Source organism: Variovorax sp. MHTC-1 (assembly GCF_003984645.1).
Taxonomy (GTDB): domain Bacteria; phylum Pseudomonadota; class Gammaproteobacteria; order Burkholderiales; family Burkholderiaceae_C; genus Variovorax.
In genome coordinates this window covers 102,587-127,756 of record NZ_RWKI01000008.1, presented here as the reverse complement: position 1 = coordinate 127,756, position 25,170 = coordinate 102,587, and the positions used below count along the sequence as shown (strand labels likewise).

Below are 25,170 nucleotides of genomic sequence, written 5' to 3'. Positions count from 1 at the left end.
CCACACTCAACTCTGACGCCGAGAGTAATAGTGCAATTCTGGCAATGGGGCCCGAGTCAAGGCATGGGTATCCGCAAATTGAGGTCCAGCAAATTTTCCAAGCGCATCGATATTAGGCAGTGTACTCTGAAACCTTCCAACATATAATACATTCCTTTGATCGCAATTTACTAGTAGGGACGCTAAAATTTCATATGGCAAGGCTTTCTCCGCTTGACCATTTGCAAGAACCAACGGAAACTCGCCTGCAAAGCCGCTCTGATCAGCGACGCTTGTTGCCGAACAATCCAATAATGCGGGCCGCACTGGTTCAAAGCTAGAGCTACCAGAATGTTTCAGCCAAACACGAAGCCCGCCGGACTCAAATGTCCCTGCCCGTGCAGAGCCAAAGGTTGATGGACATTCATATCTGATCGGAACAACAGGGAAGTTGCTTGGTGCCAAGATGGTTCCTTCATAATTTGCCCATAAGCGAAGGGTCTGCAGTTCACCAATCATGCCTTCAGGGTCTATTGGCGAGTTTGGTCGGCTGCCGAAGGGTTGGCCTCCAGGCACAACGAACTCGCGTTCGGTCTCTAAAGCAAACTCAACGTCGAGCGGATGAAATATTGGTTCTCCCGGCAGCAGGCCTGCGAGGACCAGCGACATAGTGGGAGTCATAATGTATTTATCTACAGGTCTTTGCTCGTCAATAGGGTGCAATAGGTTCAAGCAGTGCCCAATTTCGTGCGCCAAGGTTCTAAGCTGCAGAGCTGCTGATTCCTTCGAGATTGGTTTACTGGCTATCGCCAGCCCCATTCTTGGCCGTCGATCCGTGTCGCTCGCGCCAAAATCGAACATCAAACCTAGCGGATGCAACTCCTTGTTGTCGGACCGATAGGCAATTTCTTTCACGACAAACAAGAAAATGGTTGGAGTACCATCCGAATATTCTGGACGACGAACCTCTGCATCCAGAACACTACAGAGGTCATCTGGCCACGCTACTTCAACATTAACCGGCGACTGTTGTATGCTTATATTGACGTGAAACCCGAGTTGTCGAATCAAGTCCGCCAGCGAAACCCAAGCACCACCCCATAGCGCCTCAAATACAAGAGGCGAAATGCCTTCTGAGCATAGCTGAACAATGCGGAGCTGCTCCATCATCGTCTCTAAGGAAATGGATGTGGCTCTAGATATAACGAGGAGCGACAAAAACCGCTGAGGCGTGATGCACCTAAGTGGGGATACCGCGCGTCATTGTCCAATGGGCATAGCCCACTCACAACAATCCGAATCACGGAAAGCCCGGCCAAGCGCAATTCTCTTGTGGCAATATCCACGGCATACACGCGGTGCCCCATTTCCTCGAGGGCTCGCACAGTCGGCTCTAAAGCCACGTCCTTGTCATCCAATGCTTCTCGCGTAGGCGCCCGCCATAGGGGTGAGTCAAGGAAATCCTCCGACAATGCGTGCCACATCATTTGCTCTCGCAAAGAGGCCGGGCGTTCCGCTCTGGGAGTACAAGTTAGGTACTCTACGGAGTGCCGAACCATTACGCGTGTTAAAAGCGCTTCCTCGAATGCACCTTGGATACGGTCATTTTTGGACGCCGCGGCACAAACGCCAACCGCCAACCCAGAAGGCTTCTTTTCATCCCACAGAGCCACAACCACTACGGGAACTCCAGCGAGCCCGTCCAACTGCCATACTCGCACTTGATCAGCAGAGGCTTGTGCCACCATCACCAATTCCGCAATAGCGCCCCTACATTGATCAATAGAGGACCGAGGCACGACGTACGCAAACTGACCCGTTCGCCATGAAATCATGAACGCGTCTCTCTCTATGACCTCGAGCAGGCCGGACAAGGTCGCCGAACTCAAATTGTCAGCGGCTGCACATCCGGTCGAGATGGGCATGTGTGTCATGCGTTCTTGAGAATCAACAAAATCATACGGAACAAATGTGCAACTCATAGGAACATAGGCTGGCTCGCCGGTCATGAGGCGCACACCGACTACCCAGTTTTGTGCCTGATTTGCTGCAAACGAAAAAGGAAAATCTTTGGTTTGCTTTTGATCCTCAGCGAAGCGGTAGACTTCGCTGGCGCACACGAAGTCACTTCCGGCTGCGAGCAGATCGGCCGGTGAGGACCGAAAAGCTGCGGGGCCAGCGAGCCTCCAGGCCGCCGCGGCGTACCTTTCAAGGCTTTCCCCAACCGCCCTCACAGCAGCCCTCGCCGGGTTGAGCGACGCCGCGGCACCGATGTTCAGCGCAGCGTTCCCAAGTAATGGACCGCATCTGGCAGGCTGCGAAGTTGCAACAAAGATCCGCGGATCGTCATAATTCAGTTGCAAAAAACCGGCTGCCCGAACTATCCCCGTTTTATTGCCAATGAATGGCCTCAATCTACCAAATGCAGCGCTCCAGCGTTCAGGATCAGACATTCGTAGATCGTTCTAGTCTATGCGCCCGGACTTGACAATTGGAGCCACCGTAGCGGTTCCCCATGAAAATAATGGGGGAGTTGCGGGAAAACATGTCTGGCAGGCTGGAACCGGGAGAATAGTATATTCAACAACAGAACCGCCAAATGTATATTCACTCACTCTCCCTACATGGCCGTGGCCAGCACCCGTAACAAAGGCCAAACATTCAATGAGAAACCAAGAGAAGCCCATTTGAACAAATGACGTAAGCGGTGCCCATGCGGCATCAGGTGTGTCTAGTCCTTGAGTTCTGAGACCCCAGGCATCCTCTTCCACGGAATCGGCGTTCGACACGTACCGTCTTGAAACGCATTCAAGGCACGGCGACTCTCCGTAAAAAACAAGTGGCCCCAAGCGGACGATATGCCCTTCAGCGCAACCGAATAAGACAGGAATTCCTCGTTTGCGCAGAGCGATGCTAAGCGAGTGAGCCCGTTTCGAGCGATAGGGCAGGCCCCAGATTGCGATAAGTTTCGGCTTCACTCCTAGATCTAAATACTCATTCAACTCCAGCTCGGTTCCTGTCTGATGCACGACTGACCCGATTTGGGTGGCCGAATTAGTGAATGTGCGCTGATCAACCAGTAAGCAAATATCTCTTTCCCTTGGCCTGTCAAGACGCCGCCCAGGCGCTAGCTGCAACGCCAGAAATTCGTCAAGAGGGTCTGTCTCGCCGTTCTGCTCAACGAGGAATCCCGAACTTAGGAGATATCGCGCTGTTGCCCGCACAAGCGGCGTCGGTTCCAGCTCGGCGGTTTCGCCCAGCTGCTCGAGTCCTTCGACAATGATGTTCGCCGCGTTGCAAACCTCTGTCCCCCTTAGTTCAAGGCTGTAATGCGGCAAAACGAACAACATCCGGTCGGCAGACGGCCTAACAACCTTGCAGCCTGGGGCGAGCACTACACCTTTATCATGGGCCATGATTACACGTGCTCGCCCGAACGCTTGACAAAGTACATTACGTCGCGCACATCAATCGTCGGCTCAAACTGTCGAACTTGCCTATGGCCTTGGCTTCTTTCACCATAGAACAGTTTGCACATGTTATTGATTCTTGAAAGCCCTTTCGCGTTCACAATATACACATCTGCATGTATGTCAAGACTCATGTATCCTTCATCGCACAGCATTCCCAGCTGTGACGAAAAAACCTTTTCCGGCTCTAATCCAAACTGAGCAATAAACGGTGCGCGTGGCACCGAGCGCATCTTTATGCCGAGTATCCAATAGCGCTCCATTTGCTCTCGAACTGAAAGCTTCGACGCATACCTAGTACCTCTCGAATAGACTGAGACACGCTCAATATAGGCGTCTACTTGAGCTTCATTGCAGTAGGTGTATCCATCGGCGAACGAGTACGCGCCGTTGCCGAAACCTACATATTGGCGCTGCGGTGCGCAAAAGGCAATCGCATTGTGAAGACTTTCGAATCCTGTCCGAGCGAAACTAAAAGCCCCATATTGCGTGTAGCCTGCTGCGCCCAACATTGTGGAGCACACATCATCCATTTCGTCGAGAGTCCTGTCAGACAGAGCAGGTGGAAGGAGGCCCGCACCTCGCCGAAGCGCAAGACGAGTAAAGGGAATAACCTCAAGTCTGAACGCACTTATGTGCGTTGCACCACTTTCAATGGCATGGCGAAATTCGTTTTTTAGCCCTTCTGTTGTTTGACCAGGAACACCGTAAATGAGGTCAATCGAGAAGGAGTCAAAACCAATTTTCGGCATGAATTTGAGCGCTGCGTCGACATCCTTCCGTCGATGGGGGCGGCCGATGGTCTTAAGGGTTTCATCCGAGAAAGACTGAATTCCGAGACTAAGCCGATTTACGCCCGCCTCACGATACGAGTGGGCCTTGTCTTCGGTTAAGCTAAGAGGGTTTGCTTCCAACGTTAGCTCGGCAACTGCCATTGTTAGACTGTGGCGGAGAACGCCCAGCACGCGGCGCAGTTGATCAGCCTCCAATATAGAGGGCGTTCCGCCGCCGAAGTGGCCGCAAATAAATTTCTTCGCCCTTGCACTGTCCGATTTGCCGTATGTTGATATCTCCAAAAGCAGTGCTTCAAGATATCGATCGACACTACCTCCCTTCTTTCTGGCGACAGGAAAACCACAGTAGTCGCAGATCGCGTCGCAGAATGGTATGTGGACGTAGAAGGCAGCCTCCTCGACCTCATAGAGACAGGACCCTGGTGCGCGTTCTTCGAGATTGACGGGGTAGTAGGCTACGAACTCATTGTCCTTGACTTCAAAAGAGTTCATGAACACCCCTCTCAACTATGCTGCATTTCCGAAATGGACCACGTAGCACGGGATCTCAGTCAATCCATCCACACAAAGAAGCGCGCTCATGTCTCGATCATGAAAAGCGCACGACGTGAAGCTTGACAAGCCTGTCGCTGTGCAATGGAGAACTACGTTTTGTGCCGCATGACCAGCTTCGAGATGTGCGAGCCGATACGATCGAATACCGTACTTGTGCGTCAATCGCCGGAGGACGGCAACGAACACCAACGTAGTCGCGGAGCGGTCGACCGTACTGTCGTCGAGCAGCGCCTTCGCCGCAACGGAGGTATTCAACTCCGATACTCGCTCGAGGCAACACGTATCTGGCAGGAAGCGATATATCCCTGGCGCCAGAGCAGCCACGTGTCGCACGATCAGGTAGACATCCAAGGCCCCCAACGCACCCGCAGATGGGTATGGAAAGAGCGGGTAACCAGGCACACCCTCTTCACTCTTTCCCAATCGACCGGTGACCCCCAGCGTCTCCTGCAGGAGGTTGCTTAATAGCTCAATGCTCAGAGCGTTTGCCGAAAATTTTCTAGCAGACCGGCGGCGAGCCGCTAACTCGCCGAAGGAGCTCGATGTACATTTAGGCAGCGCGACGACGTCAGCGCTTTGCCGAGAGCGGATTGGCTGCATGAGCACCAAGTCATCCGAAGGTGCTCCGCCCTTCGCAGGGGCCGACGTTCTCGAAACGCGGCAGTTTTGCGATGCTAGGTGATAGGAAACCAGCGGTCGCAAGTCCGCGGAGGGGGCGTCGATACTATCGACCCAACTTGAGGGCCGCCCGCTAAGAACCGGCACTTGGCACTAGACGCGCAACGCGATGCCGCTCTCGCCGCAGCAGCAGCAGCAGCAGCAAGACGTATCGGCAGCAGCTGTGGCGGTTGCAAGATTCTTGTCCAGCGCGTTCATGTCCACACCCGAAAGTCTTGCGGCCTGAGTCAAGGCTCCATACTCCTCGACTGACAGATCGAAATCCTTGTCGATCAGACCCGGGTCTGCAATCGCCTGAGACCGATAACCTGAATCATTCACGAGCTTCGCGAGTGCGTCCTTGAATGGCATGGCAACCTCCTCGAGTGAGGGCGCGAATTTACTCCTGCTATTCGCTGCGTGCAAGCTCGCGGCGCGTGGCCCTCATCAATATTGATGAAGACCCAGTGTGCTGGATGACACCCGGATCATTGAGGCAGAGTGCAGGATCCAAGCGAAGGTAGCGCCCCTCGTGACCAAAGGACGAACCGCCACCGCCTTCTCCTGCGTCCACTGCCCGTGCAACCTCCGGAGCAGAACGCGGCATCCAGATCAATTGCGGGGTACAGCGATCAAGGTGAGCCGCCCCCAGTGCCGCCTCGGACTGCGCGACTTCGCTTCGCGAGCTGCTTCTGCAATCCGCGTAGAGGTATGGTGTGGCTATCGATGCGTCCGATGGAGATGCATCGGTGCTGACACCCCTTGCCCACATGGTCGCCGTGTCTCGTGCGGCACACCCGCACAATGCCTACGTATTCACGGGCGAGCACTTCAGCGCCGAACGACGCAATCTGCTCAAAGGACTAGCGGGAAGCTGACTCGAGGCATGCAGCCGAGATGCAGCAGCCCAATCCTGGTCGCCTGCGCGCGAAAGCAAATGCTCCGACGCCAAGCGCTGCCCGCGCAAGGCCGTGGCTGCGCGCCAGCGCGGTCAAGCCTTGGAGACTCGATGTAAGAACACAGGACAAGCAAGGTTCCTGCGGCGCTGACGGGCTGCAATGATTACAGCGGCGTCCGCGGGGGGCCTGAATGTGCGTTGACCAGATCCGCCTTTAGGCGTGAAATGCTACGCGCACCACGCAAGTCGAGCATTGCCTGTTAAATGACCCGGAATTCGGAGCATCGATATAGGCAATTATTAAAATTGCCGGTTAAACCCAGGTGCCGAGGAATTTCGCCATGACCATTTTCAGATATTCTGCAGAAGATGCACAGCTTCACGAACAATGCAGCTTTCGTGTCGGCATTATTCCTAACACCCTTAACCTCGGCTCACGACTTCATGAAATCCAGCAATGGATCGATGCCAACGATATCAAATTTGCAGATCTCGAAAGTGGAGCAACTCAAAAATCATTCGAAGCTCGGATAGCGGCATTGCTGGGCGTGGAAGATTGCTTGTTTGTGATTAGTGGCGCGGCCGCGTGTCAAATTGCGGTTCGAATTTGGGCAGCTCAATCAGGCAAGCGTGAATTTGGCATGCACGCAACTTCTCATATGGAGTTTCACGAGGACAAGAGCTATTCAATGCTTCATGCGCTACGGGCCGTATGGGTTGGCAGCTACGATAGGCCACTCAGCAGTTCAGATCTGGAGGTACTCGCCGACGAAATTTCATGCCTAGTTGTAGAGTTGCCGTGCAGACATGTAGGTGGGAACGTTTTGCCAACCATGGAGGAAATACGGGCGCTCCGACAAATAGCGCTGACACGGCAGATAAAGCTACATCTCGATGGCGCTCGCCTGTGGGTCTGTAGGCCACAATTGCAAACTAATTTCGCCGATGTCGTGAACTGCTTCGATTCTTCATATGTCTCCTTCAGCAAGGAGGTCGGCGCAATGGGCGGCGGCATGCTTGCTGGGTCAAGGAAGTTTGTCACGTCCGGACGGGTATGGGCAAACCGACAGGGGATTGCTGGCGATAGGCATCCAGCTGTACTTCTTGATGCGATGAGGTGTTTTGAAGGCACCTTCATGAATTTTGATAATTTCGTAATGCACGCTCGTGAAGTTGCGCGTCTGCTAAAGGCGTCCACTTTCTGCCTCGTGGTGCCTGAGATTCCAAACACAAACATGTTCCGTGCGTACTTCCCCGTTAGCGTAGGTCGCATGATGGCGGCGCGAGCACGGCTTGCCTTGCAAGCGAAACAATGGGTGGGCACGTGGTTCGCAGCAGCTGATATGCCTGAATATTGCTACACAGAAATAGTAATTTCTTTAGATGCATTGCGCCTAGAGCCGCAGGCTATCGCAGATGCCTTCAGAAGGCTGTCCCAAATCGCGGACGAAGCTTAGCACCTCCTTGGAGGTCAGACAGTGCACTTGCGGGACCTGCGTTAATCGTCAGACATGACAATGCAAATCAACGGACAACACTCCCATCATTACGCTGCGGCATTTTTCGAGCAGTAGGGCGCGCTGTTATTCGAAACAGAGCAGCAAAAATCGAGGATATAAGGCGGCCGGTGTTTCAAGCAAACCCGCAAGCTATTATTTTCCAGCCCAAGGGTTGACACAGATATACCGCCAGGCTACAAGCGACACTACGATCTTTCATCTCGGGAGCCACCTTGATCCGATCGCTAACTATCAACTGTGTCTTCTTTGTGCTTGTAGCCGCACCTAGTATTGGTATGGCGGCAAATGACTGCAACGCTTCAGTAATGCACAAGAGCCAGAGCAAGAGCGGAGGGGGATGGGTACTCGAGTTCAACGTCAGAACGAGTTGCGAAAGCAGCACTGGTCGTTTCGTGTACACCTACGTTGACGACAACGACAAGACCATCGAGCGTAGAAGCCCGTCTTGGGCTCCGTCCGACGGCAGGGACTTTATTCTCAAGGACGAAATCGCCGAGCCAGGAGGACTTAAGTCACTAGCTATCGACAAGAGCAGTGTGGAATCGGCGAAGAATCCTTAGCACCCCCTGATTTCGATTGCGTTCGCTGGCTCTCTGAGCTGAGATGGCCGCAACCCACGGGCAATTTGCACCATTGCTGTCTCGGTCTTGCCCGGCGTCATGCTCCACCCAGCGCGATCTGACGCGACACGCCACGTGTATCTTCGGGGCGATTTGCGGCGCGAGCCCGTAAGCAATGGGTGGACGTCGGGACTTACTCACTTACTCAGTCGAGGTCTTGCGCGCGACTGCGGGCGAAGTCGCGCAACGCGCGGTGGACACAGCAGCCTCACGCCAGTTTTGAGAAGCGCCCCGACGCTGACGGGGGAAGGCTATTGCGTGGAGGTGCCGGTGAGGTCAGTCGACGGGACTTTGTGAGTGTCGGCCAGTGCGGGCTGGTGGAATGCGGCCTCAGCCAGCGTCCTAAAGAGCACGAAGACTGCAGAGAGCGTTGGCTGCGGCACCTGACTGTGAATCAGGGGATTCAAAGCCTCGACCAGAGTCGCGACTTCCTTGCGAAGCCTAGCTGAAGCCTCGATCACTGGTCCCTTGGCAACTTGGTTTTCGATAAGCACCGCAAAGCGGTCAAGGTGCAAAAGAAGCGTCTCCAGCTCATGATCCAAATCATGAGTCGTCAGCGAAGTCGTCGGATCGGAGAGGCATTGCTGCAACGTTTGTACTTCGGCAATTTTCGAGCGGACGTATCGGTACCGCGCCAGGAGAGCTTGGACAACGAGCTCCCCATCATCGGGCTTGCTAGGCTCCGGATAGCCGATTGATGGGTGCACCACTTCAGGCCCGAGCTTTGGGAAAACGCTTGTCGCCGTGGGCTCACCCGTCAGTAGCTGCGCGTAATCTTCCTTGCTGCGAAGAATGAAGACCTTCCGCAGCGCGTTGGGCGGACACCTCAGCAGATCGGCACGTGCTCTGTCTTGGTCACTTGCCAACAACAAGTTGGCTTGCACTTTCGGTTCGCCGTTCTCCTGGTCACGATCCGTGGCGACGGGAACCGCCAGCCACCGTCCGTACTCGATCGACGCGCGGGAAGCGTAGAGGCTGCCACCCACGAGATCCGACTGAACCATGACAACCCCCTGTGCCATGGCGGCCTGGATGCGATCGCGCTTGACGTACTGCTGTTTCTGGATTCCCTGGCCGTAGCGGTACTCCGTGATAAGTGCACCGCCGGCGTCGATGATCTCCTGGGCCAAAGCCTTGTGTCGCGTCGGCGCGATGGTGTGCAGACCATGTGCGAGCACGGCGACCGTGTGTGCGTTCTGTTCTAGCGCTGTCTTGTGAGCGATGGCGTCACAACCAATGGCCAGACCGCTGACGATGCTCCATCCATGACCTGCGAAGAAGCCAGCGATGCGCTTGGCGATCAATTCACCGTGCGTCGTCGGCTCGCGCGTTCCGATCACGGCAACCGACTTCTCGGGATCTGGGGCGAGCTTACCCTTCACAAAAAGCAAGAAGGGATCGTCGTAAGTTTCAAGAAGCAGGCGGGGATAGTCCGGATCGACCCCTGAGATGATGCGAGCTCCGTCTGCTTCCGCTTCTCTCAGCTGTTTCTGCGCGATCTTGTGGGCGCCTTCCCATGCCTCTGCAGCCGCGAGAGCCTTTTGTAAGGCAGGAACGTGCTCGGCCAAGTCTAAGGGGTCAGCACTCGCGAACTGTGGAATCGATGCAATCTTCTTGAGCGCAGCCGGTCCAATGCCCCGCAAAGTGGAGAGCGTGAGCAGGCGTAGAGTGGACTCGGAGGCGACTGGCACTGGGCAATATCGGTCTGATCGAACGGATTGAGTGCACAGTCTAAAGCTCTTCGCAAAGAGGAGCATTTCGCATGGCGCGAGCTGCTAACTGCGCACACCGCCACGCCGAATCCGTTAACCCCTGCTCTGGTTCATCCCAGGGCGGTCCGACAAGGCGAGCCCCTGCACGCCATCGAGAGAACCGAAGTCAGTGGCGCCATCTGCCGACTCCGGTCTGCATGCCCTTTCAGCTTGCTCGTGCCACGACTGGTACTGCGCCTCCAGCTCGCGCCGCAATTCCTGAGCAGTCGCCTTATGCTTCATCCACAGCATGGTCATCTCCTTCGTCCATGGGCATAGTTTATAGGGGCATTCCGCACGATCGCTGACCTCGCTTGAATATTCGGCAGAGAGAGGGCGGTTTTCCAGCTATCTTCTCTGTCATTTCTCGCTCCAAAAAAGCTCCCCTACGTTCTTCGCGATCGACAGGCAAGCCACGTTTCGGGCGCCGGCAGCACGAAGATACTCGTCGGCATAAATGAGCGATGCCCCGGTTGTGGTGACGTCATCAATGACCAGGTAGTGAGCCTTGTTGTCTATCAGATCCGGCCGGCTCACATGCAGGTGGTCCCTGACGTTCCTGAAGCGCTCGGTTTGCCCCAGTTTGTCGCCGTGCTGCGAACGAACACCGTCCTTGAATGCAAGGAGTTTGGGTTCAACAGTGACGCTGCGCGCGAAACGGCGGGAGCGTGACACTGCTTCAGCCAACTGCCCGAGGAAGTTCTCCAATCTGGGCTCGCGCCCCGGGCGGTGCGGGATGACGGTCACAACCAGCTTTCCAGCCCATAGCAGCATGGGATAGCGCTTCTGGAAGAAGGCCAGCACAGCATCAACCCATTCTTCAGGAAATTGGCTCGATTCCTTGTTGTCCTCGATCGACGCACTCAATGCATGCCCCGCGCGGCGTCGGCTCACCGATGCATGGTTCGAGAACGACCGGCCGCCAACCGCTATGCGCACCGGCCCTCTTGGCTCTTCGAATTCCCACGGTTTGAAGTGACCGATTTCGTCGAACCGAACAGTAGGGCCGGCGGGCGCCCCGGCAAGGAGGCGCTCAAGTTCCGGGAGGTGGCGCTCGGGGGAAGCCAGTACGTCCAACAGGTCTCGCGGCCTGGTTATAAATGCGTCGGGCACATGACCCAATGCGGCCCAGTGATCACGCGTGTTGGATCCGGGCCAAGCGGACTTGTCCACCACGATCGGGCTGCCAGCGTGGTACGCCGCGCAGACATCGGCGTCGTTGTCACCAACCAGCAAGACTCTCGCAGGGTCTCCAATTTTCAACTGCTTCATCGCAGCGTGAACTCCGTGTCCGCGCGGTTTGGTCCATTCGACGTCTTCGTAAGCAACGAGGACGTCCCACTGGGTGTTGGGGTACGCCTGTCTAAGCACCAGGCTCGCGTAGCTGCGAGGCGAACGCGTAAAAACGCCGAGCCGCATTCCCGGATTGGCGGCCCTGATCTCGTCCAGAAGGCTTTCGGAATAAATCAGCCGGGGCGAAACCTTGCCAAGCGCTGCGGTAAGCCGTGCCAAGTATTCCGCAGAATTATCGTTTTTTCCGGCGCGGCGGACCTCGTCAAGGTCAGAGGTCTTGACGAGCGTGTCGTCTAAATCAAACAAGCAAAGCTCGAACATCTATGGGCCTCCTCCCGAATTGGATGATATGTCACAAATTGTTCGCGCTGTCCGCCTTCGCTTTTAGGAGGGGTTTGCACTGTCCGGTGTCTGTTTCCTGTTCACCCAAAAAAAGCACCGGGTCGCGCCCGGTGCAACTACCTTGGAGACAAGTCGTTCAGAACGCGTGGCGCACGCCCAAGTCGAAGCCAGAAGACGATCGATATGCACCGGTGATCGCGCCGTTCAGCGCGGCCATGGCGCCACCGCTATTGCGCACGCGCGCGGAGGTGGCGTACAGCGCCGTACGCTTGGACATGTTGTGAACGTGCCCGAGCGAAACCTTCTTGGTCTCGGAGATCGTTTTGTCCCTGAGGATGGCTGTGTCGTTGCGTCGAAGAAGCATGGGCCAAAACTTGCCCTCCTCCTCGTCCGAAGGAATCCACTCGACTTTGTCACCCTCCTCGGTGTAGCCAATCCGATGGCCATTTGGTCCTACTTCACCGGGCTTAACAGGGTCCAAGCGATCTCGCGCGCCTGCGTCTGAACATGCTGCTGCAACCGCGTGATCAGCGCGGCCGCCTGCGGCGGCAGCTGTGCCATGTCGATATGGAAGGCCGCGGTGTCGCCGAGCATGTTCGGCATGTTGCACGAGTCGGCAGGCGATGCGCATCGGCAGATGCGATGTCAACGGCAGCGCTGGGCTGTCAGCGCGCCCTCATGATCGGCTGATGACACTGAGTTCGCCCAGGCGCTGCCACGGCAGCCTGTGTTCTAGCAGGTCGATCAGTCAATCTTGCTGCTGGCAACCTTCATTGCAGGCTCAAGCTTCGCGTAGAAGTCGCTGAGCGCGGGTCCAGCCCGCGGCGCCGTTTGGGCTACGCCAGATCGCCGGGTTTGGCGCCGGGAGGCGCCGCCGGTTCCTGGGCCGGTTTCGGATGCTCCCATTCCCAGCGCACCACGGTCGTGGTGACTTGGTAGACGTTGTAGACGAACGACTTCAGTAGCAGCACGAGGTAGATCGTCCAACTACCAAACGCCACGACCAAGGCCGCCGCGCCGAACCTGTGGACTTGTCCCACCACCGGGCGAAGGACCTCGAACTCATGGGCCTTCGCGAGGGCCAGCGACGCCGCTCCGCCGCTTGGAAGGAACAGCTCGCACAAAAGGCAGACGAAGAGATAGCAGATGTAGTGCACGAACGTCACGATAAACGCCGAAAGGTTGTATTTCAGCGTGCTCTCGCCGGTTCCCTTTTTCACGGTCTGCGCCATCTTGACGAAGATCTCGACGCGGATGACCGTCACGAAGATCGTGAACCCGGCAACCAGGAAGCCTAGGATCGAGGTCGCGAATCCGAATCCGGTCGCCTCCAGCTTGCGGAAGGCCGCCATGAGGGCGTCCGGCCTGTCCCAGGCCAGGACACAATAGCCCATCAAGCCGGCGCACACGGCCAGTGAAACCCAAAGATTGAAGTTCTTCTTCGGAAATTTGAAGGACGTGCGCCAAAGCTGGTAAAGCGTCTTTTCGCGCGTTAGGTCCCGCGCGCGGGGGGGCAGGTCCACGGCGTCAGGTTTCGTCGTCATTGCTCTGCGCCCTGATTCTCGCAATGGACCCAGCCAAACGTTCGTCGAGGCCTGGATTGGGTTGGCGGGGCGCGAGCTTTATGGCGCCGTTCGCGACCTGCTGTTTGAAGAGATGGCCCAGATGGGTGATCGTCGCAGGCAAAGGCCGGTCCACAGGATCCACGAGGGACACGATCTTGAACTCGTCGTTCGAGCCTCGCAGCTTTTGGTCGTTGGCGTCGATCCCTTCGAGCCGGATCTGCGAGTTGCCGTCGCCGGCCACCGACTCCAGTTGGGTCGCCACCTTGGCCTTCGCGAGCCCTTCCTTATTTCGATAAATGATGGTCGATTGCGTTGCTTTCACATCTTCCGACCTGTCGCGAAAGGCTTCAAAAAAATCGTCGTTGTCGAGTTCCGAGTTTGGTTTCAGCAGTTGCACGGTGGCGGAGCGCAGGACTTTGAACCTCTTGATGAACTCCCGGAGGCTGTCATCGTTGGCCAAGGGCACGACTTCGAGTTCGGGAGCTTCCACGATCTCCTGCAGCCTCTTCTTAGTCACCTTGACAGGCTCGTCATCCTCGCCCTTCGCCGCTTCGACGACCTCCTCGGGGAGATCATCCTCATTCTCTTGTGCGATCCTGTAGAGCCGATTTATGAAGTCGAGCCGCGCCTTGGCGATGAAGTGCAACGCCGTCGAGCGAAAGCTCTCGATGGCCGGCGCGCCACCTGTCTTAAGCATGTAGATTAGCTTGTGGCTGCGCAGCAGCAGCACGAAGACGGCTGAGGGCGCTGTCTCCATGCTCTCGTTCGCCGGCCGCAGCGTATTGGTTTGTTGGTCGTAGCGTTGCTCGCTGCGCACGATCATCGACTTGACGAAGTTGCCGCCAATCGCCCATTCCGGCTGATCTCGCGACCCAAGATTGATCAACTGGACGTCGTGAAAGAAGTAGGCCTTGTCCTTGTATGTCCGGCTGTTGTCGGTGAGGAAGGCGGGAGCCACGATTTGCTCGAAGTAATGCAAGAGCTCTCGAGCGCCGAAGTGGCAGATGAAGTTCGCGTAAAAGACGGGACGTTTTTTCTCTGCCATGTCGATCTCCTCGAAATTTTTATCGGCCGCCAGCGCTCGCCTGTGCCCTCGCGCATGCGGTAAATCTCCGGCGCCTTTCTTTCGCATGCGGCACGAACAGAACTGCGGCGGACAGTTTGAACCGGCATTTGATCACAGCGCTTCTCACTGGTGCTACGCCCCGCCTCCGTCGCGGCTTCGCCAACGGGCACTGAGCTCGCGCAATCCAGCGGCGGCAGCAAAACTCCCCGTGGAAGTTGCATACTCTCCACGCCTGCGGTCTTGACCTGCCCCCTCCCAGCCGTACCAGCGTAAACGCAGTGGAGTCCGTCAACTTGGAGAATGACGGACATGAGAAAGAGCAGATTCACCGAAGAGCAGATCATCGGTTTCATCCGGCAGGCGGAGGCCGGTTTGCCGATCAAGGAGCTGTGCCGCAAAGGCGGCTTCAGCGACGCCACCTTCTACAAGTGGCGTGCAAAGTACGGCGGCATGGATGTGCCCGATGCCAAGCGACTGCGTGAGCTCGAGAGCGAGAACACCAAGCTCAAGAAGCTGCTGGCCGAGGCCCACTTGGACATCCACGCGCTGAACACCGCCTTCGGGGTAAAGCGCTAGCCCCGCAGGCCAAGCGCGCAGCAATCACCGTGATGATCGACCAATGCGATCTGTCCGAGCGACGTGCGTGCAGGCTTGTGGGGCTCTCCCGCGACAGCTATCGCAACCCACCTGAGAGCGATCAGGTGACCCAGAATCTGCAGGCCAGCATTGTGGAGATCGCGTACGCGCGTCGGCGCTTCGGCTATCGGCGCATCCACGACCTGCTGCGCCCGCAGTACCCCGGCGTGAACCACAAGAAGATCTATCGGCTGTACAGCAAGGCCAACCTGGCCGTGCGCAAGCGCAAGAAGGTCAAGCGTCCTGCGTCCGAGCGCGTGCCGCTGCAGCTGGCACGCTCGGTCAATGAGGTGTGGAGTATGGATTTCGTCAGCGACAGCCTGAGTACTGGCCGGCGCATCAAGTGCCTGACGGTGGCCGACGACTTCAGTCATGAATGCGTGAACATCTCGGTGGACTGGGGCATCTCGGGCCAGTACGTCACGCGGCTGCTCGACCAGGCAGCCATCTTCCGTGGCTACCCGCTGGCGGTGCGTACCGACAATGGTCCGGAGTTCACCAGCCGGGCCTTCATGAGCTGGGCGCAGACGCATGGCATCCGGCACATCCTGATCGAGCCGGGCCGGCCCATGCAGAACGGCTACATCGAGAGCTTCAACGGCAAGTTCCGGGACGAGTGCCTAAACGAGCAGTGGTTCGAAACGCTGCAGCAGGCCAGAGCGGCCATCGCAACATGGAGGCAGGACTACAACGAGGTCAGGCCGCACAGCAGTTGCGGCCGCATGCCGCCGGCAAAGTTCGCCGAGCTGCATCGCCAGCGCGCTGGCGATGCAGCTCAAGCCACTTCAACCACCACAGAGATCAATTAATCTTGCACCCCCGGACTTCCTCGTTATGAATGGCACGGCGGAAAGGGGCAGGTCAGTCTGATCAATTCGCGCCGGTTCCTTCGGGGGCGCTATGAAATGCGCGCAGCCGTTCCAGCCAGTCTTTCAAGGCTCGCCGGTCGTTGAGTGGTGGTTTCGCCGGCCCAGCTCGGGATCCTCCGATGCGAACAAAGGCGCCATCGGCGCGGATCTTCGGAGAGACAGCGATGCTCAGTTCTGGCCAGCTCACCCGTTCTCACATGCTTTGCATGAACCTACCATAACTGATAGTTGAATTTAGCTGCCTTTCATCGCACGCTCGCAAGAATCCACCCAGCCGCTGGGTGAGAGAGTCAAGCCAGGGCCTTCTGACGGGATGTTAATTGTTGACTGTGTCGTACGGCGGAGTTGCAACCTGCAGCATCTTGGATGCTGTATTTTTGGGACTCTTTGAAGCTAGGAACTCCGCCATGGAAACGCGCATCCGCTCGCGGAAGACACGGTTGCTTCGAGGAGTTGTCATGTATTTCGAACACCACGCCAACGGCCGCTTCATTGATCCACAGCCTGTGGCAGATCCTGCGTTCTTTCGCATGGCGGATGTGATCCGCATCACGGCATTGAGTCGTGCTACCTTGTATCGAAGAATTGCTGGAGGAAAATTCCCGCCCTCTGTGCACCTAGGAGGGCGCGCCTGTGGATGGCCGCGTGCAGCGCTTCAAGATTGGATCGACGACCCCGAGGGATACGTCGCACGACATGCGGCACCAGTTGAAAGAAGGGTACGGTGAATTGGGTAGGACAGGAGATTGCCAAGCGCAGATGCGAGCATTCAGCCCACGCTGACCATCTGCCAGGCACGCCCCATAGATGTTGATCATTGACCCTTGAAGCGCCTCGAGGAGCAGGTTGTGTGCGAGCTTGTTCGAATAGGTGATCTGAAGCGGAGTTGCCTCGTCGATCACTGCCTTTTGGCAAGCATTGATGAGGTCTTCAAGGTTGAAGGTTCTGCACGTCATGGGGCGTCTGCCGTGGTCGAGGTCGGACTGCGCTGTGCCTTCCATCGGTCCCAAGGCGCAAGGGGATCGTCGGATGAAGTGATCTAAGTTTATCTAAGGCCAGACATCGAGGCTCGAGATCGCTGGCACCACGACTTATATTCGTTCGGCCGGTAGTCGACCAGTCGGTCGACGGACCACTGGTCTATTTGAGTGTGGCGCTAATTGCTTCTGGAACACTAGAGACTCCGGTAACTCGGATGCGTATATCTACAGCATGGAGGCAGCAGGTTCATCTACGTTGTGTCCGGCACCATTCGCTATCGCTATGGTCATGAGACGATCGATCTCCACTCTTGTGATTGAATGTTGTTTGAAGCAAGACTGCGCATGGTGGAGAGGCAGTCGAAAATGCACCGGCTAGCTGCATTTCGATCTGCTTCCGATGGCCGTCCTTTGCAGATGGCGCGGTGTCGCACTCGGAGGTCCTCCACGGGCTTCGGGAGCCTTAGCGAAGATGCCCGCGTCAGGTCACAACGGGTGTGGCAACGTAGTGATCACGCCGCATCGCGCATGTGCGTTCCGACCTTCGCCTGATCCCACCCAATCTGATCGATGATGAGTGCGCTGCCGCTGCAGGAGGGCCTGAGAGGGCCGTGTTCGCATTGCAACTCACCGCGCCTGCTGGACCGGCGATCTGGTTTTCATGCGCTCTGGCGCTCGGACTCTGGCCTGCTCCCTCCAGCGCTCAGCCATCCGCTGCGCATCGGTCTGCACGGCCGGCATGCGCGCGACGAAGCGATCCACCCGTGCGGCCAGCTCCCCTTCGCCCTGCCTTCGGAGCGCATCCGCCGTTGCGCGCCAGTCCGCCTCCACGTCCCGCCGTGTTCCCTGCATTGCCTCCTGGCCGGCATTCAGGGCGCCCCGGCCCGACCGGAGGACCTGCAGCACGCTGTCCAGCTTGGCGCGCATGAACGTCGAAGTCTTCGGCGGCCGACGCGTGGCCCGCGCGCCGGCCGGCCACTGCGCGAACGTGCGCAGTGCGCGGAGCCGATGATGAATCGCGTCTCGATACGGCTTGCGGATCTGGCCTCGTACCTGCCTCGGCGTTGCATTGGCCGCCACGCCTTGTTCACGCATCAACGCCGCGAACTGTTCCCGCCATTGCCGCAGCGTGTCCTTGCGGATGTAGAGGCGCTTGCCAGGCTCGAACTCGTGCTCGCACTTGACGACCAGGTGCACGTGCGGGTGCGGCTGGTCGGTGTGCAGCACCATGGCGTAGCGATGCTGCAGCGCGAAGTTCTCGCGCGCGAACACGCGCGCCGCAGCCAGCACCTTCTCCGGGGGCGTGCCGGCCGGCATTGACAGGACGATGTTGTGGACAAGTTTCGCACGCGTGTCTTTCTGGCCCCCGGCCGGCCGGGGCTTGTACTGGCTTCTGCAAAGATCCAGCTGCCAATCTGCCACGATCTCCTTGGCGGCGCCTCGCCCCTGCAGCGTCAGCCCTTCGTCGGTTTCCATCGGCAGCTTTCCGTGCCGGCCGATGTAGCGCAGGTGCGCGTCGACCCCACCGACATCGCGCCCGCCACCAGAGACCTTCACCATCACCTCGGGCGTGCGGCCCACCGTCCGCTTGATCTGCGCGATCTGGTCGCCTCCGAAGCGCAACGTGCCGCTGGGTCCCCGTCGGCCGTAGCTCACGATATCCAGCGCCATGTCGCGCGCGCCGCCGGCCTGAGCCGGGCTGCTGCGCCCCAACCTCACGGTCTGCTTAGGCATGGCCCACCTCGCCGCCGGTCTTCCAACTGGTCAGATTCCACCGCACGACGGCGGCCGTGGCCTCGCGTGCCGCCTCGATCTCCCGCCGGGCCAACGCAATCGCATCGCGCAGTTCCGATGCCGCCGGCTCCGCCAAGGTGTTCGGCATGCCGAACATTCGAAGCTGCCGTCCGAGCGCAGCCAACTGCGCGCCGGTCGCCTTGATCAGATCCAGCTCGTTCGGCGGCAGCACCGCCGAGCGGCGGACATGGTTGTGAACCAGCATGGCGAGGTAGCTGCCGGTTCTCATGCCACGCGCACAGGCTCGCTCCGCCGCCAACGTCCGATCGCCATTGCGAAGCCGCAGCGTGATGCGGTCATCTGCAGCACCCTCGACAGTCGAATCGCGCGCGACGCGTTGCTCGTCCGATTCGCGCTCTGCCGGGCTGTTGGCCTCCAGCACTTTGTCGATCAGCTTGGAGAGCAGCCCCGACTCGCTGAGCTGATGGCGCGCGGCCAGCGCGGCAAACCGCGATCTCGTATCGGACGACACCCGGGTCCCGATCACGCTTGATGAAGAGGTCTTGGTCATCGCAACGCCATCGCTGTTAACAATGTCTGACGGCAGTCTATCCTGCCCTCAACACCGCACAAGACCTCAAGGTGTCGGAATCATCACGTTCAACCCCTGCGTGCGCCACGGACTCCCCGCCCGAGCTGTCATCGCGCATGCATGTGCTCGCCGCGCATCCCTCGCTGTTCGGCATGCCGAACAGCGAGGAAGAGCGATGCAGCGCATAGCTCGTGGGCGAGCGATCAATCGACCAAGTTTCAGCCTCGCCCGAGTGCGATGGCACCGCCGCGAGCGAGAAGCGCATGCGACCAACTGCAACCGAACGCCTCGACCATGTCCCCCACTTACACAGCGCGAGAGCTCCACGGACCAGGAGATTCTGAGAAGTTTTGGAATGCCATTGCCCGATACCTCGGGGCACCTGCATTGCAGAAAGGTGCGAGAACTCAACAAGCTCCCGAGAAGGTCCGCCCTGCCCTCCGCTCTCACTCACGAAGCGTGAACACCACCGACAAGTAGGAGACCGGCTGGACCTGGATCGCCTCGATCCCATGAAGCGCCGTCGCATCGAACAGTAACGAGTCCCCTGCCCTCACTTCGACCACCTTGCCGCCGTATCGGTAGCTGACGTCCCCGGACAGGAAGTACAGGAACTTCAGGCCCGGATGCTGGAAGGTCACGTAGGGATCGGCGCCGGGCAGCAGCGTGACCAGGTAGGGCTCTACGAATAGATTGCCCGACAGCAGGTGGCCCAGCAGCTCGTAGCGATAGTCCGCCACTGCGCCGATGCGGTCGACCACCGGACCGCATCCTGCGGGCACATGGCAGAAGTCCGTGCGGCGTGCCTGATCGCTGAAGAAGCGCGACGTCGGAACGTGTAGGCCCTGCGCGAGGCGCTCCAAGGTCTCCACCGAAGGCGAGACCAGCCCGCGCTCGATACGCGAGAGCATCGAGGAAGAAATCCCCGAGGCCTGCGCCAGCGCGCCGGCAGACACATCGGCCGCCATACGAAGCGACCTCACCTGCGCGCCGATGCGCGACGCGGACAGGCTGCGCACGACAGGTGCTGGTTGCCGCGGCCGGACACGCGTCACCGAGACCGGCAGCCGCATGGGTCGAGCCGTTGGCAGGGGCGAGGCAACTTGTCGACGGGACATTTGGATGCGTTGGCAGCGGCAAAAGCTTTGAATCTCGGCAACTGAGGCAACCCGCTCGAGAACTGATCGATCTCGTGGTTTGAAACGTAGATCTGCAGTTCATTATGTACCATACAAGCGGGTGCATAAAGAAGTCCATGCGGCGAAATTCGTTGCATGCGATCGACGCAGGATCCCGCGCTATTGAAAGCCTTTGCGGCCGAGCTGAAGGCTCGGCGGGCAGTGCGTGGGTTCAATCAAGAGGAGCTCGGATTTGCGTCGGGCCTCAATCGCACATTCATCGCCAAATTGGAGACGGCCACTACCAGCCCTTCATTGACTAGTCTCATCTTTTTGTGCAATGGGCTCGAGGTAGACCCGTCGGAGCTCATGGGCTCCTTGATGAAGCGCTACAAGAAAGAGCTGCGGACCAGGTCGACGGCCGAATAGGACATCTCCCCGATCGTTGAAGGGCAATCGTTTCGCTGCTTGAATCCCTCTCTATAGATGCCACCGAATGGCTCCGACGCGTGCGTCTCCCGTGCCACGATGGAGTCGAAGGCCTCGCCCGCATGCAGCTCAGCCGTGAAGATCGCGGCGCGGTCATTCGATCACTCCTCTGCTCCCAGGGAACGTTGGGGCCATGCGCCTGCCCACTGGGGGGTTTGCCTTCTTCCAGGCCTCAAGGTCTCTCCCCTTCAACCACCAATCGCCATGAGCCGTGTCCAGCAGCGGCCATGACACGTCGCCTGTCCGCGGTTGCTGCTCGACGAAGGTAGCACGCCTACGAGGCGACACCTCGGACGTCTCGGGCGGCCCGCCTGACGAATGTTCCAAGAGATCGGCGTCTGGCAGGCGCTTTCCACCTGGCTTGGTCAAGGCTTCCGCCATCTCATGGAAAAGCACCGACAGGAATCGGTCATACACGGGGTCGCGAAGATAGGTCGCTTCGCCTGCGCGGATGCTGCTGCGCACCTCGGCCGCCCACGCCTCGAACAAGACTGCTGGGTTGGTTCAAGCGGCGGACGATAGACACGAACTGCGATGAGGAACAGCGTGTGCAACGAACGCTGGGCGCCGCGGCTCTGTCGGACGGCGTTGAGCACTCCCATCACGTTCTGCACCTGGTACCCAACCGGTCGGGCGAGCCGGCAGGTCAAAATGCGGGAAAGAATCCCGCGAAAGCCAACGAGGTTGTCGTCAGCCGCCTCCGGGTAGCCGTGCAACGCGAGCTGTCAGAGGCGTCGGCGACATGCTCCCGCGCTGCTTGCTCCGTGACGATTGCGGTCGCTGACTGCCGGCCCTCTGCGTCGGCCTCAGCGCCCGCGTCCAGCATGGAGACGACGGCTTCCAAGTATTCCCGCGCAATCTCCGCAATCGGAACCCATCGGGATAGAAACTCCTGCAGATCAGGGCGGAAGCGGGAGTGCGGCTCTTGAAGACGCGCGTGCCAACGAGCGGCGCTAGGGAGGGTACGGCCTCGAACCAAGGGGCCCATGCGCGCGCCATGATGAACATCGCGCCGCGATCAACCAAATGCTCGACGAAGCGCTCGATCGGCTCGCGGCTCGGGAAATTACTCAGCACCGCATCCAGCTTCCCATTGCCGGGCCACTTCTTGCTCGCCCAGGGGCACAGTTCGACCTTCAGCATCTTGCGGCTGATGTCGTGAAGCGTGACACCTTCCTGCTGCAAGTGCAGGAAGACAGTATTGCGGTAGTAGGCGTGCGTCGTCGGGTGAATGTGCGAGCCGGCAACGGAGAGGGACCAGTCTGGGTGCGGTTGGTAGTGCGTCTCGCGTGTGGCGTCGTCGCCGTAGCTTGGGTTGGCCTGCAGGTAGACCACCAGAGCCGACGGGTCGCCATCCATGCACAAGGCGCCGAGATCCGGGCGCAGTCGCCAGCCCTGAGCCTCCTTGATCTTCGCGGCCTTCTTGCCCGACTCGGGATTTGACATACGGCGAGCAACCTCAGCATCAACCTGTTGGTTGTAGGCCTCGACATATGGCAGATCCATGGCCTCCAGCGCATTCGGGGACAACGCTTTCATGCTTAGCATCTGTCATCGACCGCCCTTACGGGCGAAAAATCCCTCGATTAGCCCATCGTCCTCAACCCGAGTGACATGCAGCCAATAGAGCTGATCCATGATGTCTACTGACTCGACTTGGCTGTTCTCGTGGCCGCTGCGGCGCTTTCCGTTGAGCGTGATCACCTCACCAGGAATCCCCTTTGCCATGCATTCGCGGGCATGCTGGATGTAGAGCTGGCCCGGCACCTCATTGATCCAGGGATCGCCCCCAGCGCAAAAAAAGTCGCTCCGTCTAAGGACCTTGTTGAAGCGGGTTTCCGATTCTCCGGGGCCCCATACGTCGTTCCATACGGTAAAGATATAGCGGTCAGTGCCCTCAAATCGGTGGCTCCAGCGACTGCGGTAGTCAACGGTTACGCCCTTGGCTCGCCATGCTTCGAAGAATTTCATGATTCCAATTTCTGACGCCGTCCCGGCGATTCACTATTTCGCGCCCGGCACGCAGCATTTCCAGCAAGAAGATCATCGTGCCCAATCCGCATCGCCACCAGCATAGACGGAGATTCCGATATTGGGCAGTAGCAAAACTCGCTGGATCGAGGTAGATCTCTATCGATGGGTAAATAGACGGGTAAGGCTCAGGAAATGGGCGCGCTGGAGATCACTCGGATCACCGGGCGGGATGAACTTCGTGGGCGGCGTCGCCGGCTTCGGCATGAACGTGAACGCTGGCGGCTCGCGTAGCTGGGTCCTGCGAGCGCAAGTCGGCGGCGCGCGTCGAGACATGGGGCCGGGCGGCTACCCGGACGTGACGCTGGCGCAGGCCCGCGAATCGGCCCGGGCGGCGCGGCAGCAGATGCGGCTCGGACTCGATCGGCGGTAGCTCACGCGGTGGGCAACAAAGTGGAGGCGGCCTACCGGCGTTGCGACCGACTAGACAAGCGCCGGCAACTGATGAGAGATTGGGCGGCCTACGTCGGAGCATCATCAGCAAAGCGCTAGAGCCAGCCGCGGCGTATCGTGAGCACCATGGACATGATTCCTCCGGAAAAGCGCAGCGCCCTCATGAGCCGTATCCGGTCGAAGAATACGGCACCGGAAATGCTCGTTCGACGCATGCTCCACAGCCTCGGCTACCGATATGTTCTCCATGATTCTCGGCTGCCTGGCCGGCCCGATCTCGTGTTTCCGTCAAGAAGGAAGGCGATCCAAATTCATGGTTGCTTCTGGCATGGACACGACTGTCCACGGGGCTTCAAGCCGAAGTCCCATGCAGACTTCTGGGCAGCGAAGATCGAGATGAACAGAGCGCGGGATGCCCGGAATCTAGCCGCTCTGAGTGACCTCGGCTGGGACACGCTCGTCGTTTGGGAGTGCGAAATGCACGCAGCGGGCGAGAACGCCGAGTTGAAACGCCGGCTGATCGAGTTTCTCGATGTGTGACATCCGCAACGCCCACGGCCCCATCCGTTCTTGGTACCCCATAATTCGTTACGTCCCCAGCAAAAGGCGTGCGCCCTGCGCCGAGCTACTGTATATTCAACCAGTAATGTCGCTAGCAAGCGAAACCAAACCAGACGGCGAAGATACACATGCCTTACGACCTCACCGAAGAACAACGGGACCGCTACAGAGCAACTTCGATTCGCTCGCAGCAACGGAAACGGGCTCTCCTTGAGGAAGGCAAGACGGTACGTCCGCCTGCGCATCAACTATCGGGTCGCCTCGATCCAAACGATCTGATGCCGCAACTTGAGCAGAATGGTCTAACCTGCCTTTCACTGTTCTCAGGAGGCGGTGGGCTGGACCTCGGCTTCGAGCGCGCAGGCTTCGCCCATGCGGCTTCGTATGAGTTGCTGGATGTCTGCGGCGAAACGCTCAACGCAAACAGGCCCGATTGGGACGTGCGCTCCGGCACCGACGCTGGCGACGTGATGAAAGCGGCCTTCTCGCCCTTTCGTGGAGTCGACATCGTCCACGGTGGTCCGCCGTGTCAGCCCTTCTCCATCGCGGGAAAGCAGGCAGGAGCTGATGACCCTCGAAATATGTGGGCGGAGTACGTTCGCTGTGTCCTCCAAGTCCGGCCGCGCGCGTTCATCGCAGAAAACGTGGTCGGTCTGCTTGATCGGAAATTCGAATCGTTCGTGCAGCAAAACATCGTCGATCCATTGACCGACAAGTACACGATCTTCAAATTCAAGCTTGCCGCTCACGACTTCGGCGTTCCGCAAGCTCGCCGACGCGTTTTCTTCGTCGGGTTCCGGGCTAAGCGAGACGCCGCGCGGTTCGAGGTACCGATCCCAACACACGGCGATGAAGGAAGCGTCTTTGGCCCCCTTCTGCCTAGAAACACTGCTAGACGCAGCCTGGGTCTTCCCGACATCGGATACGACGAGGTCTCACCGACGTTGCGCTCGGGCTTTACCGGCCCGCGCAATACAACCGGCGTCCTGAACAGCAAGGCTGCTCTAAAAATCTGGCATTCGTTGCAGGTCTGGCCCAATGGAGTTCAGCCGAGTCGAGGCTTAGCTGAGGCATATCCGCCTGAGAACGGCCATTTCAGAATGTCGGTCGCGGACTGCGCCTTGCTCCAAGGCTTTCCTGAAGATTGGAAGTTCAGCGGCGCAGTCTATCAAGCCCTTGGCCAGATCGGCAACAGCGTGTGCCCACCCGTTGCATATGCGGTTGCGCTGCAGGTTGCTCGGGCGCTTACTGAATAGC

General features: G+C 58.4%; 24 protein-coding genes. 7 read left to right on the top strand and 17 right to left on the bottom strand.

The window, feature by feature from the left end; all coding sequences use genetic code 11:
• Positions 1-6: 6 nt before the first annotated feature.
• The 5 genes from EJI01_RS15745 to EJI01_RS15725 form a co-directional block, all read right to left on the bottom strand.
• Positions 7-1,146: a hypothetical protein gene (locus tag EJI01_RS15745; protein WP_185878935.1), complete on the bottom strand. Its 1,140-nt coding sequence runs from the start codon at positions 1,144-1,146 to the stop codon at positions 7-9.
• 8 nt (positions 1,147-1,154) lie between these two features.
• Entirely contained in the window at positions 1,155-2,432 is a 1,278-nt protein-coding gene (locus EJI01_RS15740; RefSeq protein WP_126838085.1) for a YcaO-like family protein, read from the bottom strand.
• Between the two features lie 965 nt (positions 2,433-3,397).
• Positions 3,398-4,735 carry a radical SAM family heme chaperone HemW gene (gene hemW / locus EJI01_RS15735; RefSeq protein ID WP_126838084.1) on the bottom strand — a complete coding sequence of 446 codons (1,338 nt, stop codon included), beginning with the start codon at positions 4,733-4,735 and terminating at the stop codon, positions 3,398-3,400.
• 15 nt (positions 4,736-4,750) lie between these two features.
• Positions 4,751-5,398 (bottom strand): SagB/ThcOx family dehydrogenase, encoded by a 648-nt coding sequence (locus EJI01_RS29680; RefSeq protein WP_126838083.1) that lies wholly within the window; start codon positions 5,396-5,398, stop codon positions 4,751-4,753.
• Between the two features lie 171 nt (positions 5,399-5,569).
• Entirely contained in the window at positions 5,570-5,827 is a 258-nt protein-coding gene (locus tag EJI01_RS15725; protein ID WP_126838082.1) for a hypothetical protein, read from the bottom strand.
• A gap of 867 nt (positions 5,828-6,694) precedes the next feature.
• Between EJI01_RS15725 and EJI01_RS15720 the strand changes: the two genes are divergently transcribed.
• Positions 6,695-7,810 (top strand): beta-eliminating lyase-related protein, encoded by a 1,116-nt coding sequence (locus tag EJI01_RS15720; protein ID WP_126838081.1) that lies wholly within the window; start codon positions 6,695-6,697, stop codon positions 7,808-7,810.
• Positions 7,811-8,744: 934 nt separating this feature from the next.
• Here EJI01_RS15720 and EJI01_RS15715 read toward each other — a convergent pair.
• The 7 genes from EJI01_RS15715 to EJI01_RS15685 form a co-directional block, all read right to left on the bottom strand.
• Positions 8,745-10,061 carry a DNA-processing protein DprA gene (locus tag EJI01_RS15715; RefSeq protein ID WP_221885680.1) on the bottom strand — a complete coding sequence of 439 codons (1,317 nt, stop codon included), beginning with the start codon at positions 10,059-10,061 and terminating at the stop codon, positions 8,745-8,747.
• A 237-nt stretch (positions 10,062-10,298) separates the two neighbouring features.
• The gene (locus EJI01_RS15710; protein ID WP_126838079.1) at positions 10,299-10,496 is read right to left on the bottom strand and encodes a hypothetical protein; all 198 of its coding nucleotides are present in this window, start codon (positions 10,494-10,496) and stop codon (positions 10,299-10,301) included.
• Positions 10,497-10,604: 108 nt separating this feature from the next.
• The gene (locus tag EJI01_RS15705) at positions 10,605-11,858 is read right to left on the bottom strand and encodes an HAD-IA family hydrolase (RefSeq protein WP_126838078.1); all 1,254 of its coding nucleotides are present in this window, start codon (positions 11,856-11,858) and stop codon (positions 10,605-10,607) included.
• Between the two features lie 157 nt (positions 11,859-12,015).
• Positions 12,016-12,243, bottom strand: coding sequence for a hypothetical protein (locus EJI01_RS15700; RefSeq protein WP_260602477.1), 228 nt, complete (start codon positions 12,241-12,243; stop codon positions 12,016-12,018).
• Between the two features lie 89 nt (positions 12,244-12,332).
• Positions 12,333-12,473, bottom strand: a complete 141-nt coding sequence (locus EJI01_RS28790) for a hypothetical protein (protein WP_221885679.1) — start codon at positions 12,471-12,473, stop codon at positions 12,333-12,335.
• Between the two features lie 242 nt (positions 12,474-12,715).
• A complete protein-coding gene (locus tag EJI01_RS15690) occupies positions 12,716-13,402 on the bottom strand; it encodes a hypothetical protein (RefSeq protein WP_221885678.1) in 687 nt (228 codons plus the stop codon).
• 4 nt (positions 13,403-13,406) lie between these two features.
• The gene (locus EJI01_RS15685; protein ID WP_126838076.1) at positions 13,407-14,489 is read right to left on the bottom strand and encodes a hypothetical protein; all 1,083 of its coding nucleotides are present in this window, start codon (positions 14,487-14,489) and stop codon (positions 13,407-13,409) included.
• Positions 14,490-14,819: 330 nt separating this feature from the next.
• Here EJI01_RS15685 and EJI01_RS15680 point away from each other — a divergent pair.
• Both EJI01_RS15680 and EJI01_RS15675 read left to right on the top strand, forming a co-directional pair.
• Positions 14,820-15,955 (top strand): IS3 family transposase gene (locus EJI01_RS15680; RefSeq protein ID WP_409513957.1). Its coding sequence is split into 2 segments (ribosomal slippage): positions 14,820-15,069 and positions 15,069-15,955, totalling 1,137 coding nucleotides; the frame shifts between segments, so codons are not numbered across the junction.
• Between the two features lie 467 nt (positions 15,956-16,422).
• Complete coding sequence (locus EJI01_RS15675; protein WP_260602476.1) at positions 16,423-16,743, top strand: helix-turn-helix transcriptional regulator; 321 nt, start codon at positions 16,423-16,425, stop codon at positions 16,741-16,743.
• Positions 16,744-17,622: 879 nt separating this feature from the next.
• Here the strand turns inward: EJI01_RS15675 and EJI01_RS15670 are convergent.
• The 3 genes from EJI01_RS15670 to EJI01_RS15660 form a co-directional block, all read right to left on the bottom strand.
• On the bottom strand, positions 17,623-18,729 hold the full coding sequence (locus EJI01_RS15670; RefSeq protein ID WP_126838074.1) for a relaxase/mobilization nuclease domain-containing protein: 1,107 nt from the start codon (positions 18,727-18,729) through the stop codon (positions 17,623-17,625).
• Entirely contained in the window at positions 18,722-19,300 is a 579-nt protein-coding gene (locus tag EJI01_RS29310) for a hypothetical protein (RefSeq protein ID WP_260602475.1), read from the bottom strand. The genes EJI01_RS15670 and EJI01_RS29310 overlap by 8 nt, the downstream gene beginning before the upstream one ends.
• A gap of 467 nt (positions 19,301-19,767) precedes the next feature.
• Positions 19,768-20,340, bottom strand: a complete 573-nt coding sequence (locus EJI01_RS15660; protein WP_126838073.1) for a helix-turn-helix domain-containing protein — start codon at positions 20,338-20,340, stop codon at positions 19,768-19,770.
• Positions 20,341-20,595: 255 nt separating this feature from the next.
• Here EJI01_RS15660 and EJI01_RS15655 point away from each other — a divergent pair, with 255 nt between their 5' ends.
• Entirely contained in the window at positions 20,596-20,868 is a 273-nt protein-coding gene (locus EJI01_RS15655; RefSeq protein ID WP_126838072.1) for a helix-turn-helix domain-containing protein, read from the top strand.
• 750 nt (positions 20,869-21,618) lie between these two features.
• Here the strand turns inward: EJI01_RS15655 and EJI01_RS15650 are convergent.
• Together EJI01_RS15650 and EJI01_RS15645 are read right to left on the bottom strand one after the other, a co-directional pair.
• Entirely contained in the window at positions 21,619-22,467 is an 849-nt protein-coding gene (locus tag EJI01_RS15650; protein ID WP_126838071.1) for a hypothetical protein, read from the bottom strand.
• A gap of 12 nt (positions 22,468-22,479) precedes the next feature.
• Entirely contained in the window at positions 22,480-22,899 is a 420-nt protein-coding gene (locus EJI01_RS15645) for a hypothetical protein (RefSeq protein ID WP_126838070.1), read from the bottom strand.
• Positions 22,900-23,131: 232 nt separating this feature from the next.
• Here EJI01_RS15645 and EJI01_RS29675 point away from each other — a divergent pair, with 232 nt between their 5' ends.
• The 3 genes from EJI01_RS29675 (at position 23,132) to EJI01_RS15630 (ending at position 25,169) form a co-directional block, all read left to right on the top strand.
• Positions 23,132-23,332, top strand: coding sequence for an Arm DNA-binding domain-containing protein (locus tag EJI01_RS29675; protein ID WP_126838069.1), 201 nt, complete (start codon positions 23,132-23,134; stop codon positions 23,330-23,332).
• Between the two features lie 146 nt (positions 23,333-23,478).
• Complete coding sequence (locus tag EJI01_RS15635; protein ID WP_126838068.1) at positions 23,479-23,892, top strand: very short patch repair endonuclease; 414 nt, start codon at positions 23,479-23,481, stop codon at positions 23,890-23,892.
• A 149-nt stretch (positions 23,893-24,041) separates the two neighbouring features.
• The gene (locus EJI01_RS15630) at positions 24,042-25,169 is read left to right on the top strand and encodes a DNA cytosine methyltransferase (RefSeq protein ID WP_126838067.1); all 1,128 of its coding nucleotides are present in this window, start codon (positions 24,042-24,044) and stop codon (positions 25,167-25,169) included.
• The last annotated feature ends 1 nt before the right edge of the window (position 25,170 follow it).